Raw genomic sequence first — 15,032 nt, 5'->3', positions numbered from 1 at the left:
GTGAGCGAGATTACGTTACTACTGCAAGGTGGATTATTTCTCGTTGCATTGCTGACGTTCGTTGTCGTTTTAATTGACAAGCTCAAAAAATAACAACCCATCTATGCCAATAGAATATGGGTTGTTATATTCATAAGAAACAAATAGGATAAATGAACAATCCAATCTGTCAAGTTACGTTGACTAGTGTGTAGCCGCACACTAGTCTTTTTTATTTATATACAATTTTTATTGTTTTATGTGATTGTATTGTTCTTTTCATACTCATTATACCATAGTGCCTTTTTATCAAGAAAGGAGAGCGTATGTTCTAGTTTTGAATACTTATGATGAAATATGTGTAGATGGTCTTTTTTCCATAAATAAATGATTCATGTATTCTTTTAAACTTTCTATGTAGAATGATTGGTTTTGAACATCATTCACACCAATCATTGGAGAAGGGAGATGATACGCTTTTTGAGAAAGATGAACAACAACATCAAAAATATTAAATAGACGGACGAAGCAGAATAAACCGTCTGTATCACTTAATAAAATAAAGTAGTGATTGTCACTTTTTGTATTTAATGTATTCCATAACGAACTTTTACTTAAGTCGCGAACAATACTTTTTTCCTTTAATTCAAAGAAGTCCGCGTTGGATAGAATGGCGGAAATTTCAATTGCATCCGGGTCATAAAAATAGCCATCTATTGTTTGAACAGCGAAAGTGTAAGCCATTTTTAAAATGCTCATTTTATATTTTCGATTATCCAAAAGTAATTCACGTTGAATGGAGCTGGCCACTTTTGTAACGCGTTCTTCTTTCCAAATTTCATTATGTAGTGAAATATCGTGTTTTTTACATAGTTTCATAATAAGTGAGTTAGAATAATGAATTTCATCTTTTGTCTCGGTAACGTCTGTTTCCGCCGCAGCTAATTCTTGTCCATATTCTTTTATGTAAAGAGGAGAGTCAAGTTGTTGTTTCATTTGTTCAATTTTATATTGGCTAAGTTTATGTCTAATTAATGGGCGATCAACATGTATTGTAAGATGTTCATGGCAGGAATCACAAACTGAATTTGTGAAATAATATCCACATAATATCTCTGGAATGACGTGTTGTTCACTAAGTTCTTTCGTTTCTTTTCGGCAAATGATACATTGCGCCATATTTATCACCTTTATCTACAAATTTGTATGTAATCTAATTTCATTGTAGTGTATTTGATGGTATTTTGGAATATTGTAATTAAAAATATTATGTGAAATTCACACTTAGTTTGGTACAATAAGGAGAGGTGCTAGTTTAAAGGAGGCCATTTTTTTGAAATCGAAAGTGCACTTTTGGACATTGGAAGTGCTGATGGTTGTAGGAATTATATTTATTTGCACAAAAATATCGTTTTTATTTCAACCAATTGGCATATTTATTTCAACTTTATTTTTCCCAATCTTAATTGCTTTGTTTCTATATTTTATATTCAATCCTGTGTTAGTATTTTTAGAGAATCAAAAAGTTCCTAGAAATTTAGCAGTTTTACTGTTGTATGTTTTTATTATTACATTAACTGCAGTGGCAATTGGTGTAGTTGTTCCGACAGTTTCACAACAGCTAATGGAATTAGTGAAAAACTTACCAAATTACATTAAGGAGGGAAAAATATACATACAAGAACTATCTCATCATAGGCTATTTGAATGGCTGACTACACAAGATTACATTTCTATTGAAACAATTGAAAAAAATGCAGTGGAATATTTGAAAGATATACCAAATACGATTACGTCGAGTGCAACGGCTTTATTTGGTATCATTACAAATGTCGCGTTAGTTATATTTACTGTACCATTTATCCTGTTTTACATGTTCAAAGATGGACATGCTTTTCCTAGAAAGGCTGTTAGCTTTTTGCCAGAATCGTACCGTGAAGAAGGACTGCGTATTATAAAAGAAACAAATGAAACTTTATCTGCATATATACAAGGACAAGCACTTGTTTGTTTATTTGTAGGAGCATTTACATTTATCGGATATTTCATTATTGGATTGCCGTATGCATTCATTTTAGGAATCATAGCGGCATTCACAAACATTATTCCAAACTTAGGTCCATTTATTGGAGCTGCACCCGCTGTTATTGTTGGATTATTTGTATCGCCAATGCAAGCTGTTTGGGTAATCTTAGTTGTAACGATTGTTCAACAATTTGAAAGTAACATTATTTCACCGCGTATTATGAGTTCGAAGTTGAACATTCATCCTTTGACAGTTATCGTATTAATCTTAGGAGTAGGGAACTTTGCTGGAATTATTGGAATGATTTTAGCTGTGCCAGCTTATGCGGTTACAAAAACAGTTGTTTCTAATTTAGTAAGATTATTTAAGACGAAACGGAGTAGCCGAAAATAGAATAAAGTAAGGGTGATACACCTATAAGGAGGTGTATCTTTTTTTTTGATTAAAAACTATATTTATTATAAAATTTTTATATATTTAATCCCGACTCTTTAGGATAATAAGTTGGTAACTGCCTTCATTGGTGAAAAGGGGATTTTATTTTCTGGCTAAGTGGAATCCCTCTCTATAATCCAAATCATTTTTTCACAACGTGCTATGAACATCTTAACTCTCTCCTTTCTTTATTAACTTATATGATTTTTTATAAGAATCTGCAATAGGTACTTCGGCGATTACGAATTTCCTCAACAATTTTTTTATATTGTTGTTCTTGCTTCACTTCTACTTCAGATAAAGGTCTCTTTTGAATTGAAATCGTTAAAAAGAATACTTTAAATTTCATACTTGAATTCCTCCATCCTAAAAGAATTTATAAGCGACTACAGTAAAGGCTTTGGCGTATTTTTATGTCATTGACTGCCTTATGAATTTGTTGTTCATGCAACAATTCAGATTTTGAGAGCTTATTTTTTTGTATAATAATGGTCAAAAAGAATATTTTAAATTTCATTAGAGATTGCTCCTTTTCAATTTAATACATTTGAGTATAGTACAAACTTTTACGGTCGATTATTTCCTCCATCGTTTGTTTTAACTGCTGTTTTCGCAAAATCTCTTCTTCAGACAATGTTCTTTTCTGAAGGGTAATTGTAAAAAAGAAGATATGAAAGGTCATAGGTGAATGAATTCCTCCTTTCGAAAAGGAATTATAGATGATCACAATAAAGTGTTTGACGCTCTTTCATTTCATTCATAGCATTTTCAATCTGCTCATGATGAGCTAAATCAGCTTCAGAAGTCGTAGTTCTTTGAATCGTAATACTTAAAAACAATACGCGAAAAGTCATCAAATGTTGCTCCTTTCTTTAAAAAATAATGTAAGAGACTAAAAAATCGCACAAAAAAGCCACAGGAAGATATAGTACTCCTATGGCTGAGCGTGAAAAAGCCACAGGAAAGTATACGACCTCCTGTGGCGAATGTATGAGTTAAAAATAAAAGGCGATTTTTAATTCTCCATTAGGTTGGCCGAATAATTATGAAATTGGAAAACAGATGCAACAACATGTAATTGTAATCTTGACATTTCATTCGACCTCCTTTTAGAATATTTTTCCTACGCTAATAAGTATATACAATAAATGGATAAAAGTAAACAGAAAAAGTGAAAATTTTTAATTTTGATAAAAATGTATATATTTTGCGGTGGGGGATTCTAGAATACGATTTATATAGAAAAGGCATGGAAGAACTAACGCGTAAGGGCGAATTTCGAGAGGATTACATGCTATATATGGAATATATGCTGTTTTTTATCTGGATTTCTTATCTTGTAATAGTTTTATAAAAGGGAGAAAGAAACAAGTCGGTTAAGATTTCTTGCATTAGGACCAAGTAACAAATGTAGAAAGTGTTCATGAACAATAAAATTGTTTAAAAATAAGAACATAAAAGGGTTTAAGTTATATTTTTCTATATTATGTATAATAGGCGTATAGAATATTCGATTATCGCACGTTTCACAAACATGCAGTATGGAGGAGAAAATGAAAATAATAGAGCTACCCATTGAATTTAATAGGCAAAAAAATTACATTTATCCTAGCTTAATTATATTGAATAATGAACTAACTTTGGTCGATACAGGGTATACAAATTCCCTGTCTTTAATTGAAAACGAAATTTTAAAAAATGGATACGAAGTGAAGAATTTAAAGAATATAATCATTACTCACTATGATGATGATCATATAGGCTCCCTTTATGATTTCAAGGAAAAATATCCTTGGATTAACATTATAGCTAGTGAAAGGGAATCAAAATACATTAGTGGTGAAATAAAGTCAGAGAGATTAGTTCAAGCTGAGGAAATGCTTGAACATATGACAATTAAAGAAATCGAATTTGGTAAATGGTTTGTACAACAATTAAAGAATTTGAAGCATGTTTCAATTGATGAAAAGGTACATGATGGCGATATGATTCTAGATAACAAATGTAGAATAGTAGCAACGCCGGGGCATACTTCAGGGCATATTTCATTGTATTTTCCAAGTTTAAAAAGTGTAATTACAGGTGATGCAGCTGTTAATGAGGATGATGAATTAATCATTGCCAATCCACAATTCTGTTTAAACATTGAGAAAGCGCAACAGTCTTTGAGAAAGATTAAAAATCTTAAAGCTGAAACTTACTATTGTTATCATGGGGGGAAAGTCACTTTATAATTTAGGGCTAAACGTAGATATCAACTTGCGCCTATACTGTCTAACTGAACCTTTCGTTATTTTCACTTCTACAGTGCCTTATAACTAGCGATCTGGGTGTAACAACCTGCGTGAAATTCACCTATGAAATATGCTCTTCTAATCATTTTTGGATAATGGATTAACGTTTTGTTTTGTATTAGATATACATTTCACAACATCTAGAAAAATCAATTAAAAGACAGCTTTGATTTTTGATAGAAGTCTTCGCATCATTTTAGTGATTTATATACAGTCTCAAGAATCCAACATACTGAAACTACTCTTATAAGGGAGGGGGAGTATGTAAGTTTTTTGTGCGAACTCGAGGTTCTAGAGCTGTTCCGACCTAGTCTATTATAAAAAATAGTAGCACAAGCGATGATTGTGCTACTAATCTTAGTATATTTGTATTGATTTTTCGTATATATGTGTTACAATGGAAAAACGCTCATTGCTTATTTTTAAAAAACTCAATATATATCCAATATAATTATATCAAAAATGGCGAGTGATTGTCAAACTTTTTGTTGAAATTTATATTGTACAAGATGATGAGCAGAAGAATGGCTGATAAGGAGTGGCGATATGGAGAAAACAAAGCAAGAATGGAAGCAGGAGCAGCAGCGCGTGGATGAGGTAGTAAGCAAAGTTAGAACGCGTATAGATTCGTTAGAGCAGTATGTAAGTACAGTAACAAAAGATGTTGTTCAAATACGCAAACATTTTTGGGATGATGTAACAGTGAATGTTGATAATATAGAAGAAGCTGTAGAAACAGCGGCGAGTATAAAGCAACAAGCGGAGTTATTATCAGAACGAGAGCAAAGCCATCGTCATATATCGAGTCAACTAAAAGGATTACAACGATTACAGCAGTCGCCATATTTTGGACGGATTGATTTTATAGAAGATGGTGAAGACAAGAAAGAGTCTATATATTTAGGGATTCACTCATTTTATGATGAAAGTACAGAACAGTTCCTTGTTTATGATTGGCGGGCACCTATTTCTAGTTTGTATTATGATTATTCGTTAGGAAGAGCGAAGTATAGCGCACCTCATGAAACGATTTCTGGAGAGATGACTTTAAAACGTCAATATGTTATCCGTGGTGGTAAAATTCAGAATATGTTTGATACAGCAGTTACTATTGGGGATACGATGCTGCAAGAAGTACTTGGGAATCATGCGAATACACAAATGAAAAGTATTGTATCGACTATACAAAAGGAACAAAATCAAATCATTCGAAATGAAACAAGTCGCTTACTTATTGTGCAAGGTGCAGCTGGAAGTGGAAAAACATCAGCAGCATTACAGCGCATCGCATATTTGCTATATCGTTATCGGGATACATTACATGCGAATCAGATTGTTCTTTTTTCTCCAAATGCAATGTTCAATAGTTATATTTCTACTGTTTTGCCAGAGCTTGGGGAAGAGAATGTGAAACAAACGACGTTTCAAAAGTATTTAGAGGATCATATCGAAAGAGAGTTTGAAGTAGAAGATCCATTTACGCAAATGGAGTATGTATTAACAAAAATAGAAGATGACAATTACAAGGTTCGGTTAGAAGGGATAAAGTATAAAGCTAGTTTACAATTTATTACTGCAATGGATCGGTATATCACATTTTTAAAACAAGAAGGCATGCAATTTAAAGATATTCAGTTTAAAGGGAAAGTTATTATTTCGAAAGAGCAAATAAAAGAGAAGTTTTATGAATTTGACTCGGCAATACGTATTCCGAATCGAATCAAACTGATCTCCGAGTGGTTATTAAAAGAACTAAGGAAAAAAGAAAAAGTAGAAAGAAAAAAGCTGTGGGTAGAGGAAGAAATACAGTTATTAGACAAAGAAACATATTTAAAAGTTCATCAACAACTGCAGAAGGAAAAGGCATATTCTGGCGGTACATTTAATGAATTTGAAAGAGAACAAAGTATGTTAGCGGATATGGTTGTGAAAGAACATTTTATACCGCTTCGAAGACGGGTAAAGAAATTACAATTTATTCATACGAAAGCGTTATACACACAACTATTTCAAGACCCTAACTATATAACTCAATTTTTAGATCGCGAAGAACTACCAGAGAACTGGTGGGCAATATGCAAACAAACAGTGGAGAAAGTGAAGCATTTTTATATGCCGTATGAAGATGCAACGCCGTACTTATACATGAAAGATCAAATACAAGAATTGCAAAGAAATACAGCTGTAAAACATATATTTATTGATGAAGCGCAGGATTATTCGACATTCCAATATGCATTTTTAAAACGTATATTTCCACATACAAAAATGACAATACTTGGTGATTTTAATCAAACTATTTATGAACAAGCGACAAATCATTTATTTTCACAATTAAATGATTTATATGGTGAAGAGCGCAGTGAAAAAATTGTGTTGAAACGCAGCTATCGATCTACAAAACAAATTATTGAATTTACCAAACAGTTTATTCCGCATAGCGAAGAAATTGAACCATTTGAACGAGATGGGCGCAAGCCGGTAATGATTGAAGTGAAAGAATGGGAGAAATATGATAAGCAAATTGCAGAGGGAATAGATGATTTAAAGAAGAGAGGGCACCGAACAATTGCGGTTATTTGTAAAACAGAAGAAGAAAGTAAAGTAGTCTATAATCGCTTTCAGCAACTTCAAAACGTTCATCTTATAAAGAAGGAAACGAGTTCGTTTGATAGTGGTATTCTAGTGATTCCATCCTATTTATCAAAAGGGATAGAATTCGATGCAGTTATCATTTATGATGCATCACAGTATAAACGAGAAAAGGAACGAAATTTATTTTACACGGTGTGTACACGTGCGATGCATGAATTAATGATTTACAATAAAGGAGAAATCAATCCGTTTTTACAATCTGTTTCACAAAAGAAATATGAGCTTGAAAGTTAAAAAAGCTGGCATAAGTCAGCTTTTTTTCGTTTGTACGCTAAGCAAAGCACCAATTGCACCGCTATAACCGTGATCTTGTAAGAAAATGGGTCGTTTATTTTGATACTTTGTGTAATGTTCAATAATGTTTTGTAGCTGTGTATTGTTAGATAAGGTAGAGCCGATATAAACGATATCATTTATGTTTTTTGCCTCAGCAAATTGAAGACTTAATGCGGTAACGACTTCGCCAACAAGACCTTGCAGGGTGGCAAGTAAATCTGAATGCGTATAGTTTAAATCTGTCATTGCTGCTTTCCCGAAATTACTAGCTGTTAAATGGTAATCAATAGGTGAGAGTGCGCCGCTATAAATATCTCCAACTGTTATATCAAGGGTATTTCTGTTCCCTTGTTTTGCATGATGGAGCACTTGATCAAAACTTTCTATATTTGTTAATAATTTTGCTAGTCCCATGATTGTGCCACCGCCAACGCCAGTTCCTCCTGCGCGAACATATTGTTTATCATGGATGTAGTGAATTGAAGTACCTGTGCCGATATTTGTTAAAACAAAATTGTTTAGGGAGAGAGTTTCTTTTTTAAAAAGAAACTGCACACCTTGGAGGGTAGCTTCAAATTCATTTGCATATATCGTTTCGTATTGATTCGCAAGTAATGTTTGTAATTGTTCACCTTTTCCACCTGTTATACATAACTTCGTAATTGTTTCGTTTTGATGAAGCCACTTTTTCATGTTTTCTTGCTCATAAGAATAAAATTTCTTAAAAGATATTGTCTTATTGCTTTCAAAGTAAGCAATTTTTGTTAATGTTCCTCCAGCATCAATACCGACAACACTTTCCATTTTTTTAACCCCTTCTTATGTATTTCAAATTATTATTGTTTCGCTTTGTAGATTAATAGTTTTTCAGTTGTAACAATCAATTGATCGTTTACAGTTGCTGTCCGAGCATAAAGCCTCGGCGATTTCGTATTACTTCATAATGTAATATAACCGTATCACTAAGGAATGCTTTTCCGTGAAACTGTACACCGTCTAATGATGAAAGAAAACCCAATCCATCAGAGTCACTTGTATCGATATTTGTAACCTTTTACAGATTGTCCTTCTTTTATATCTACAATATGATCAATCATTAAGAATGGATAGCGGTGGGGAAGCGTACCTTTCATAGTTAAACCTCCATGTAAAAGGGTCTCTCCTGCTATGAGAAAGCAGAAGAGTTGATATTAATTTTTAACAAGTGCATTTTCTTTTTTGGAAGAGAAAATCCCGCTATTTTTAATATTTTCAACGACTTGTTGTAGAACCTCTTGATCTTGGACGAGTGCGATGCGGACAAAGCCTTCACCATGTGGTCCAAAAGCATGACCAGGGGTTACAACAACATTTGCACGGTCCATTAACGCATATGCGAATTGTAAGGAGGTCCAGCCATCTGGTATTTCTGCCCATACAAACATGCTGCCAGCAGGTTTCTCAACGTTCCAGCCAAAAGAAGCAAAACCGTCAATTAAAGTATTGCGGCGCTCTTGATAGATAATCCGGTTTTTCGAACAAAATTCCGCTCCTTGGCGCAAAGCAACCGCGGCAGCTTTTTGAATGGGTAAGAAAACACCGTAATCTGTATTGGATTTAAATTGAGTAAGGGCTCTCACAATTTCTTCATTGCCAATCATATATCCGATGCGACTTCCTGCTAAACTATAACTTTTGGATAGGGAATTGATTTCTACCCCTACTTCTTTAGCACCAGGAACAGATAAAAAACTAATTGGTTTTTGATTATCGTAATAAAATTCAGCGTAAGCAAAATCATGAACAACAATGATATGATGTTTTTTAGAAAATGCGATTACTTCTTTAAAGAAGTCTTCGTGTGCCATTGCTGGAACTGGATTTCCTGGGAAGTTTAATATCATCATTTTTGCCTTTTTAGCAATTTCTTCGGGAATCTCTTGTAGATTAGGTAAAAAGTCGTTTTCTTTCTTTAACGGCATGAAATATGGAGTAGCACCAGCCATTTGTATTCCTGTCTCATAAGCTGTATATCCAGGGTCAGGAACTAAAATAAGATCTCCAGGATTTGCAAAGACCATAGGTAAGTGCACTAAACCATCTTGAGATCCCATTAATAACAACACTTCACGATCAGGATCTAATGTGACATTGTGACTTGCATGATAATATTCCGTTACCGCTTGATGAAAGTCTTCAACTCCTGTCAAAGTATAACCGTAATTTTCTTTTTCATTTGCTGCATGTACCATAGCTTCTCTGACGAAATCGGCAGGGGGCATATCTGGATTTCCAATGCTTAAATCAATCATTTTATGACCTACTGCGATCTTTTCTTTTTTATAAGCTGCTAATTCGCTAAATATGGAAGATTGAAATGCTTTCATTCTTGTTGCTAACGTATATGTCATTAAAACCCCTCCTAAAACTGTGTTCTCGTTTTAAAATTCCTACTATTTTATTATTCTGAAAACACGTGAATCTATTTTATCATTTTTTGAGGAAGATGAAAATGTTAGCATGAATAAATATATATAAAAGAAGATATTTTACGTATTTGCATATTGTTTTTTCTCTAACTTGGGAGGATTTGATATATTGCTTGCTAGAAGCGTTTATAATGGTTTTTTCACTTAGCGAGAGAAGAAGCGACAATGCCAAATGTAAAGAGAGCGAATGATACAAGTGCGATGTTTAATTTTGAGCAGCAGAGTCTATATTTTTTATTTCATAGTATAAATTCCATTCTTTATATAGAGAAAATGATATTTTATCTAGTATAAAAAGAGTTGTTGGTAATTGGAAAATAAATGGGGATGAACTTAAACTGAGGATAGGGGGGATGGAGTATGATCAAGCAGTTTTTTCAAAAAATATTTAAGCAGTTTCTACAAGAAAAGGAAGAGGAAATGGTAGTGAGATTATGTTTTTGGATTGTGTTTTATTACATGTTTACACCTAAATTTATAATGAATGCCGGCGGATCTTTGGTTAAGGTTAATCAATCACATGAAGAGTATACATATGAGAAAGTAGAAGACTTCTTAAGAGAGTATAACGGAGAAATAAAAGATGCATTTTGTATCAGAACTGATATGTACTATGTTACATTTGAGGAGAAAATTAAAGAGAAATGTCACGAATTGCTTTATGCTTATTATTTTCCTCGTTTCATTTATCGTCGTTCTTTATTATGTACAGAATTATTAAAAGAGATAGGGGTAAGTAAGGATATAGAATTTGCATCCTATAGAACGCTAATTTTAGAGCATTTTACAGAAATAAAACAGATTATTCATTTGTATGAAGAAACGGTATTAACGAAGTTATTTCAATTTTCATTCCCGTTAGTTGTTCAATCCTATTGTGAACCTATGAGCATGTATGTGCAAAAAGAAGAAAATATACTTTTCGTGCATTAAGTAAAGAAAAAGAACCTACCAAAAGGTAAGGCTCTTAACAGAGTAAATGCTACATGACTTCATTTAATCTTATTTCATTTACATCTTCAAAGGTATTAGAAGTATTTTGAATTGCGCTAGTTGCGTCTTGTTCTTTTTCTTTGTGAGATTTTTTGAGGATTTTCAAAATAATCCACATCGGAACACCTTTCTCTTTTAACGTGCTCCATAAGTCTAATTCTGTAAACTTATGTTTAGCTTGTTGTGTTGTTTTTTCGAACAATCGAATATCAAATTTAACCCCGTCATCTTGCTTATTTTCTTTTTCTGAAATAGCGACATGCTGTTTCTCGTTTTGTGCAACATACAAAGGAGTAACCTTTGTATGTTGCGACATAGCATTTACATTCCATTCTATTTGCATTTTTGCACCTCCTTTAATAATTATACATTCATATAAATAGATTTTGAATAAAAAATAAAACAAATTTCCTAATGATGAAGAGTGCGAAAGAAAAACTTATCATTCATAAATGATAGAAAGAAGATGAATCATGTTGAAAAGTATGTAACGAGTCAAATCTATGAAAAAGGGAAGGTTACCATATATCATACAGCACGTGCAATCTCGTCAAAATATTCGTTTACTTGATATTACAATAGGTGGCGGACATGTTGCTAATGCACTAGCACTGGATTTAATAGGAAAGGTATAAAAGTTTATTACGAAATAGAGCTTTTTGTATATTAAAAAATGCTACATGAAAGAGAAACTTCTTGCGCTCCTTAGTAAGTACGTTATACTTATGAAAGTAAAAAAGAAAGCTAGGAGTAGTTATAACAATGATTCGTGTAAGAGTGGAAGGAAATGAACAAGAAATTGTTGAATTTTTGGAGAGAATGCCTGAAATTCCTGGATTTGAAAAAACGCATATAAGAGAACCACGTAAAGGAAATAATCCAAAATACAATACAAGTAAAAGTGTATTAGCATATTTATCTTATAAAAAGAAGGAAGTCACTAATAAATAGGTGACTTTTTTGCTTCTCATGGTTTCACCGCCTTGTCTTTTTTGCATAATAATGGTATTAGAATGTGCAGAAGAGGGGTGAGGATAGTGAATAAGAAAATCATCTTTTTTGGAGACTTTGGTATTGATGATGCAGTATCGTTAATCTATGCAGATAAGACGTGTCGTCTTGATATCATTGGAATTGTTGCTGATTACGGAAATGTTTCAAGGGAAATTGTGACTGAAAATGTTTATTTTTTAGAGAGATACTATGCTACAAAGATAAAAATTATAAAAGGAGCCAGTAGGCCAATGACGGCAGAAGATCCTTTGTTCTTTCCAGAAATTCATGGCGAACACGGTTTGGGATCAATTATTCCTCCAAAAACAAGAGGGATGAAAAGAGAAAACTTTTATGAGATTATCAAGTTAATCGAACCGTGTCCAGAAGATATTATCATTGTAGCAACAGGACGTTTAACAGCTCTCGCAACATTATTTCTGTTGTATCCTGAAGTAATGAGTTGCGTGCATGCGTATTATATTATGGGTGGTGCGTTTTTATGTCCCGGTAATGTTACACCTGTATCAGAAGCGAATTTTTATAGTGATCCCATCGCAACAAACATTGTGATGAAGTACGCGAAAAACGTAAGTATTTACCCATTAAATGTGACGCAGCGGGCCATTATTACTCCTGAAATGGTAAATTTTATTGACGATAAGGGAACAGGACAAGCAAAGCTGATTAAACCAATGATTGATTTTTACTATGAAAATTATTATAAAAAGCAATACCCTGGAATCGGTGGCAGTCCAATTCATGATTTACTTCCATTTATTGCATTGCGAAAAGATACTATTTTTGAATACAAAAAGTCTGCTGTCTGGATTAGTACAACAAATGATGAGACGCGTGGACAAAGTGTAGCAGACTTTAGAAGGACAGCGGAGCAAACGAGATTTGATAATCGACCAGTTCAGAGGATTGCGGTGAACTTTCGTTATCAAGCATTTAAAAGAGAATTTATGAGTACAATGTTAAAACCAGATTGTTCTTGACTAGCGTTACTCCCAAATCATATATGGTCATTTTATTTTCAACGTTCGTATATAATGAACTTCTTTAGTACCTAGCGAACGAGCATATCCTATAACCTTCATGTAACTAAATCGATCACTTTAAATTATTTTGAGCTCTGCATCTAATAAGGATATAACAAAATAAAGGGAGCGTTCACGATATGACTGAGAAAAAGAAATTCTCCTTGTGCGAGTAGAAATGGCTTTATTTTAAAAAGAAGGAAAAGTTTTTAATTCCCCTTACGCCTCGAATATATAAACAATTGTAAGGTAGCTCTACAACATGCCGCATTATTTTTTTATAGCTTACTGCTTCCGTCTATTTTATATTCAGTATCCGCTTTATCTTTTTAGGCGAGAAGACACCCACCTCAAGGAACGTGCAGGGCATAGCCCAATGAGTAGGTGGGTGATGAATCGCCTTCGGATAGGGCGTGGCTTATGCCACGTTAACGATCCGACACACTTAAACCTTTACGAATAAGCTCGTAAACCGCACCTGCAAAACTCGTGATGTAATTATCTTTTTGGTATTTTTCGATTTCTGCCACTAAATCAGCAGGAAACGTAATTAATTTTGAAATACGTTCCATACTACTTCACTTCCATTTCGGTATATACTTACGTTTGGTATATAATGAGTATATACTAAAAGGAGGTGAAATCAATGTTAGTTAACAAAGTGTATAAGTTTCGTATCTATCCAAACAAGGGGCAAGAAATTCTAATTGCAAAAACAATCGGTTGTTCACGTTTTGTATTCAATCATTTTTTAGCACAATGGAATGACGCATACAAAGAGACAGGCAAAGGGTTAACTTATAACACTTGCTCTTCTCAATTAACACAACTAAAGAAAGAATTAGTTTGGTTAAAAGAAGTAGACAGCACATCACTTCAATTATCACTCAAAAACCTTGCTGATTCGTATACTCGATTCTTCAAGAAACAAAACAAAGCACCGCGTTTCAAGTCTAAAAAGAATAAAGTGCAATCCTACATGACAAAGCATACGAATGGAAATATTGCGATTGCGGGCAACAAAATCAAGTTACCTAAACTTGGATTAGTTAAGTTTGCGAAAAGTCGTGAAGTAGAAGGGCGTATTCTTCATGCTACAATGAGACGAAATCCAAGTGGCAAGTATTTTGTTTCGATTCTTGCTGAAACAGAAGTACAAGAACTTCCTAAAACATGTTCATCTGTTGGCATGGATGTTGGTCTTAAAGATTTTGCGATTCTTTCAACAGGTGAAGTTTTTGGTAATCCTAAATGGCTTCGTAAACTAGAAGAAAAATTAGCGAAAGCACAACGTGTTCTTTCTAGGCGACAGGAATTAGCGTTAAAACGAAAATGCAAACTGGATGAAGCAAAAAACTATCAAAAGCAAAAACGTAAAGTAGCTTGCATCCATGAGAACATCACGAATGCAAGAACAGACTATTTGCAAAAAATCTCTACTTACATTGTCAAAAACCAAGACATCATTGGTATGGAAGATTTGCAAGTGTCAAATATGTCGAAGAACCGTAAGTTAGCGAAAGCAATTCGTGAAGTATCATGGTCGTAATTTAGAACGATGTTAGAATACAAAGCAAAGTGGTATGGCAAACAGGTAGTAACTGTGTCTAAAACCTTTGCAAGCTCTCAATTATGCTCAGTTTGCGGTTACCAAAACAAAGACGTTAAGAATCTCAACCTACGTGAATGGGATTGTCCTTCTTGTGGCACACATCACGATCGAGATATGAATGCAAGTATCAATCTAAAAAATGAAGCAATAAGACTTCTAACCGTAGGGACTACGGGGATAGCCTAATCAATAACTAACCGTTAGGTTGGTGTTCTTAGGAATCTCCCACTTCAAACAGCTCGTAAGAGTGTTAAGTGG

Annotated in this window: 16 protein-coding genes and 4 pseudogenes; 10 read left to right on the top strand and 10 right to left on the bottom strand. The window is 33.6% G+C overall.

Features of this window, described 5'->3' with window-relative positions; all coding sequences use genetic code 11:
* Positions 1-93 carry a putative holin-like toxin gene (locus BCER98_RS23045; protein WP_087095017.1) on the top strand — a complete coding sequence of 31 codons (93 nt, stop codon included), beginning with the start codon at positions 1-3 and terminating at the stop codon, positions 91-93.
* Positions 94-324: 231 nt separating this feature from the next.
* Here BCER98_RS23045 and BCER98_RS10240 read toward each other — a convergent pair whose 3' ends face one another.
* Positions 325-1,158, bottom strand: coding sequence for an HNH endonuclease (locus tag BCER98_RS10240; RefSeq protein ID WP_012094462.1), 834 nt, complete (start codon positions 1,156-1,158; stop codon positions 325-327).
* A gap of 154 nt (positions 1,159-1,312) precedes the next feature.
* Here BCER98_RS10240 and BCER98_RS10235 point away from each other — a divergent pair, with 154 nt between their 5' ends.
* Positions 1,313-2,398: an AI-2E family transporter gene (locus BCER98_RS10235; protein ID WP_012094461.1), complete on the top strand. Its 1,086-nt coding sequence runs from the start codon at positions 1,313-1,315 to the stop codon at positions 2,396-2,398.
* 250 nt (positions 2,399-2,648) lie between these two features.
* On the opposite strand, the gene BCER98_RS10230 is transcribed toward BCER98_RS10235, so the two are convergent.
* The 4 genes from BCER98_RS10230 to BCER98_RS10220 are packed head-to-tail and all read right to left on the bottom strand — an operon-like array spanning position 2,649 to position 3,294.
* Positions 2,649-2,789: a YrzI family small protein gene (locus tag BCER98_RS10230; protein ID WP_012094460.1), complete on the bottom strand. Its 141-nt coding sequence runs from the start codon at positions 2,787-2,789 to the stop codon at positions 2,649-2,651.
* Positions 2,790-2,816: 27 nt separating this feature from the next.
* Entirely contained in the window at positions 2,817-2,957 is a 141-nt protein-coding gene (locus BCER98_RS21055) for a YrzI family small protein (RefSeq protein WP_081428377.1), read from the bottom strand.
* A gap of 21 nt (positions 2,958-2,978) precedes the next feature.
* A complete protein-coding gene (locus BCER98_RS10225) occupies positions 2,979-3,122 on the bottom strand; it encodes a YrzI family small protein (RefSeq protein WP_041809778.1) in 144 nt (47 codons plus the stop codon).
* 31 nt (positions 3,123-3,153) lie between these two features.
* Positions 3,154-3,294 carry a YrzI family small protein gene (locus BCER98_RS10220; protein ID WP_041809776.1) on the bottom strand — a complete coding sequence of 47 codons (141 nt, stop codon included), beginning with the start codon at positions 3,292-3,294 and terminating at the stop codon, positions 3,154-3,156.
* A gap of 699 nt (positions 3,295-3,993) precedes the next feature.
* Here BCER98_RS10220 and BCER98_RS10215 point away from each other — a divergent pair.
* The 3 genes and pseudogenes from BCER98_RS10215 (at position 3,994) to helD (ending at position 7,623) form a co-directional block, all read left to right on the top strand.
* Complete coding sequence (locus tag BCER98_RS10215) at positions 3,994-4,674, top strand: MBL fold metallo-hydrolase (RefSeq protein WP_012094457.1); 681 nt, start codon at positions 3,994-3,996, stop codon at positions 4,672-4,674.
* Positions 4,652-4,886 (top strand): annotated as a pseudogene (locus BCER98_RS23040) (hypothetical protein); the annotation flags it as partial. The gene BCER98_RS10215 and the pseudogene BCER98_RS23040, both read left to right, overlap by 23 nt.
* 394 nt (positions 4,887-5,280) lie before the next feature.
* The gene (gene helD, locus BCER98_RS10210; RefSeq protein WP_012094456.1) at positions 5,281-7,623 is read left to right on the top strand and encodes an RNA polymerase recycling motor HelD; all 2,343 of its coding nucleotides are present in this window, start codon (positions 5,281-5,283) and stop codon (positions 7,621-7,623) included.
* Positions 7,624-7,638: 15 nt separating this feature from the next.
* On the opposite strand, the gene coaW is transcribed toward helD, so the two are convergent.
* From coaW to BCER98_RS10195, 3 genes and pseudogenes are all read right to left on the bottom strand, one after another.
* Positions 7,639-8,469 (bottom strand): type II pantothenate kinase, encoded by an 831-nt coding sequence (gene coaW / locus BCER98_RS10205; protein WP_012094455.1) that lies wholly within the window; start codon positions 8,467-8,469, stop codon positions 7,639-7,641.
* 32 nt (positions 8,470-8,501) lie between these two features.
* Positions 8,502-8,798: pseudogene (locus tag BCER98_RS10200) on the bottom strand (3-hydroxyacyl-ACP dehydratase FabZ family protein).
* A gap of 57 nt (positions 8,799-8,855) precedes the next feature.
* On the bottom strand, positions 8,856-10,055 hold the full coding sequence (locus BCER98_RS10195; RefSeq protein ID WP_012094454.1) for an LL-diaminopimelate aminotransferase: 1,200 nt from the start codon (positions 10,053-10,055) through the stop codon (positions 8,856-8,858).
* A gap of 438 nt (positions 10,056-10,493) precedes the next feature.
* Here BCER98_RS10195 and BCER98_RS10190 point away from each other — a divergent pair, with 438 nt between their 5' ends.
* The gene (locus BCER98_RS10190; RefSeq protein WP_012094453.1) at positions 10,494-11,066 is read left to right on the top strand and encodes a hypothetical protein; all 573 of its coding nucleotides are present in this window, start codon (positions 10,494-10,496) and stop codon (positions 11,064-11,066) included.
* Between the two features lie 49 nt (positions 11,067-11,115).
* Here the strand turns inward: BCER98_RS10190 and BCER98_RS10185 are convergent, their stop codons facing one another.
* Complete coding sequence (locus tag BCER98_RS10185; protein ID WP_012094452.1) at positions 11,116-11,469, bottom strand: DUF3914 domain-containing protein; 354 nt, start codon at positions 11,467-11,469, stop codon at positions 11,116-11,118.
* Between the two features lie 123 nt (positions 11,470-11,592).
* Here BCER98_RS10185 and BCER98_RS23375 point away from each other — a divergent pair.
* The 3 genes and pseudogenes from BCER98_RS23375 to BCER98_RS10175 form a co-directional block, all read left to right on the top strand.
* Positions 11,593-11,737, top strand: a pseudogene (locus BCER98_RS23375) (class I SAM-dependent methyltransferase); the annotation flags it as partial.
* Between the two features lie 151 nt (positions 11,738-11,888).
* The gene (locus BCER98_RS10180) at positions 11,889-12,077 is read left to right on the top strand and encodes a DUF3970 family protein (protein ID WP_012094450.1); all 189 of its coding nucleotides are present in this window, start codon (positions 11,889-11,891) and stop codon (positions 12,075-12,077) included.
* 77 nt (positions 12,078-12,154) lie between these two features.
* On the top strand, positions 12,155-13,120 hold the full coding sequence (locus BCER98_RS10175) for a nucleoside hydrolase (protein WP_041809774.1): 966 nt from the start codon (positions 12,155-12,157) through the stop codon (positions 13,118-13,120).
* Between the two features lie 470 nt (positions 13,121-13,590).
* Here the strand turns inward: BCER98_RS10175 and BCER98_RS22510 are convergent, their stop codons facing one another.
* Positions 13,591-13,734 (bottom strand): hypothetical protein, encoded by a 144-nt coding sequence (locus BCER98_RS22510; RefSeq protein WP_167527340.1) that lies wholly within the window; start codon positions 13,732-13,734, stop codon positions 13,591-13,593.
* Positions 13,735-13,808: 74 nt separating this feature from the next.
* On the opposite strand from BCER98_RS22510, the pseudogene tnpB reads away from it, so the two are divergent.
* Positions 13,809-14,960: pseudogene (gene tnpB, locus BCER98_RS10170) on the top strand (IS200/IS605 family element RNA-guided endonuclease TnpB).
* Positions 14,961-15,032 lie beyond the last annotated feature (72 nt).

The sequence above is a fragment of the Bacillus cytotoxicus NVH 391-98 genome (assembly GCF_000017425.1).
Lineage (GTDB): Bacteria > Bacillota > Bacilli > Bacillales > Bacillaceae_G > Bacillus_A > Bacillus_A cytotoxicus.
This window is presented reverse-complemented; position numbering and strand designations above follow the sequence as displayed.

What these genes read in the sequence shown, in the direction of transcription:
- coaW (WP_012094455.1), bottom strand. Translation starts at nt 8,469, where the DNA reads ATGGAAAGTGTTGTCGGTATTGATGCTGGAGGAACATTAACAAAAATT.
- BCER98_RS10180 (WP_012094450.1), top strand. Translation starts at nt 11,889, where the DNA reads ATGATTCGTGTAAGAGTGGAAGGAAATGAACAAGAAATTGTTGAATTT.
- BCER98_RS10190 (WP_012094453.1), top strand. Translation starts at nt 10,494, where the DNA reads ATGATCAAGCAGTTTTTTCAAAAAATATTTAAGCAGTTTCTACAAGAA.
- BCER98_RS10195 (WP_012094454.1), bottom strand. Translation starts at nt 10,055, where the DNA reads ATGACATATACGTTAGCAACAAGAATGAAAGCATTTCAATCTTCCATA.
- BCER98_RS10230 (WP_012094460.1), bottom strand. Translation starts at nt 2,789, where the DNA reads ATGAAATTTAAAGTATTCTTTTTAACGATTTCAATTCAAAAGAGACCT.
- BCER98_RS10220 (WP_041809776.1), bottom strand. Translation starts at nt 3,294, where the DNA reads ATGACTTTTCGCGTATTGTTTTTAAGTATTACGATTCAAAGAACTACG.
- BCER98_RS22510 (WP_167527340.1), bottom strand. Translation starts at nt 13,734, where the DNA reads ATGGAACGTATTTCAAAATTAATTACGTTTCCTGCTGATTTAGTGGCA.
- BCER98_RS10185 (WP_012094452.1), bottom strand. Translation starts at nt 11,469, where the DNA reads ATGCAAATAGAATGGAATGTAAATGCTATGTCGCAACATACAAAGGTT.
- BCER98_RS10215 (WP_012094457.1), top strand. Translation starts at nt 3,994, where the DNA reads ATGAAAATAATAGAGCTACCCATTGAATTTAATAGGCAAAAAAATTAC.
- BCER98_RS21055 (WP_081428377.1), bottom strand. Translation starts at nt 2,957, where the DNA reads ATGAAATTTAAAATATTCTTTTTGACCATTATTATACAAAAAAATAAG.
- helD (WP_012094456.1), top strand. Translation starts at nt 5,281, where the DNA reads ATGGAGAAAACAAAGCAAGAATGGAAGCAGGAGCAGCAGCGCGTGGAT.
- BCER98_RS10240 (WP_012094462.1), bottom strand. Translation starts at nt 1,158, where the DNA reads ATGGCGCAATGTATCATTTGCCGAAAAGAAACGAAAGAACTTAGTGAA.
- BCER98_RS10225 (WP_041809778.1), bottom strand. Translation starts at nt 3,122, where the DNA reads ATGACCTTTCATATCTTCTTTTTTACAATTACCCTTCAGAAAAGAACA.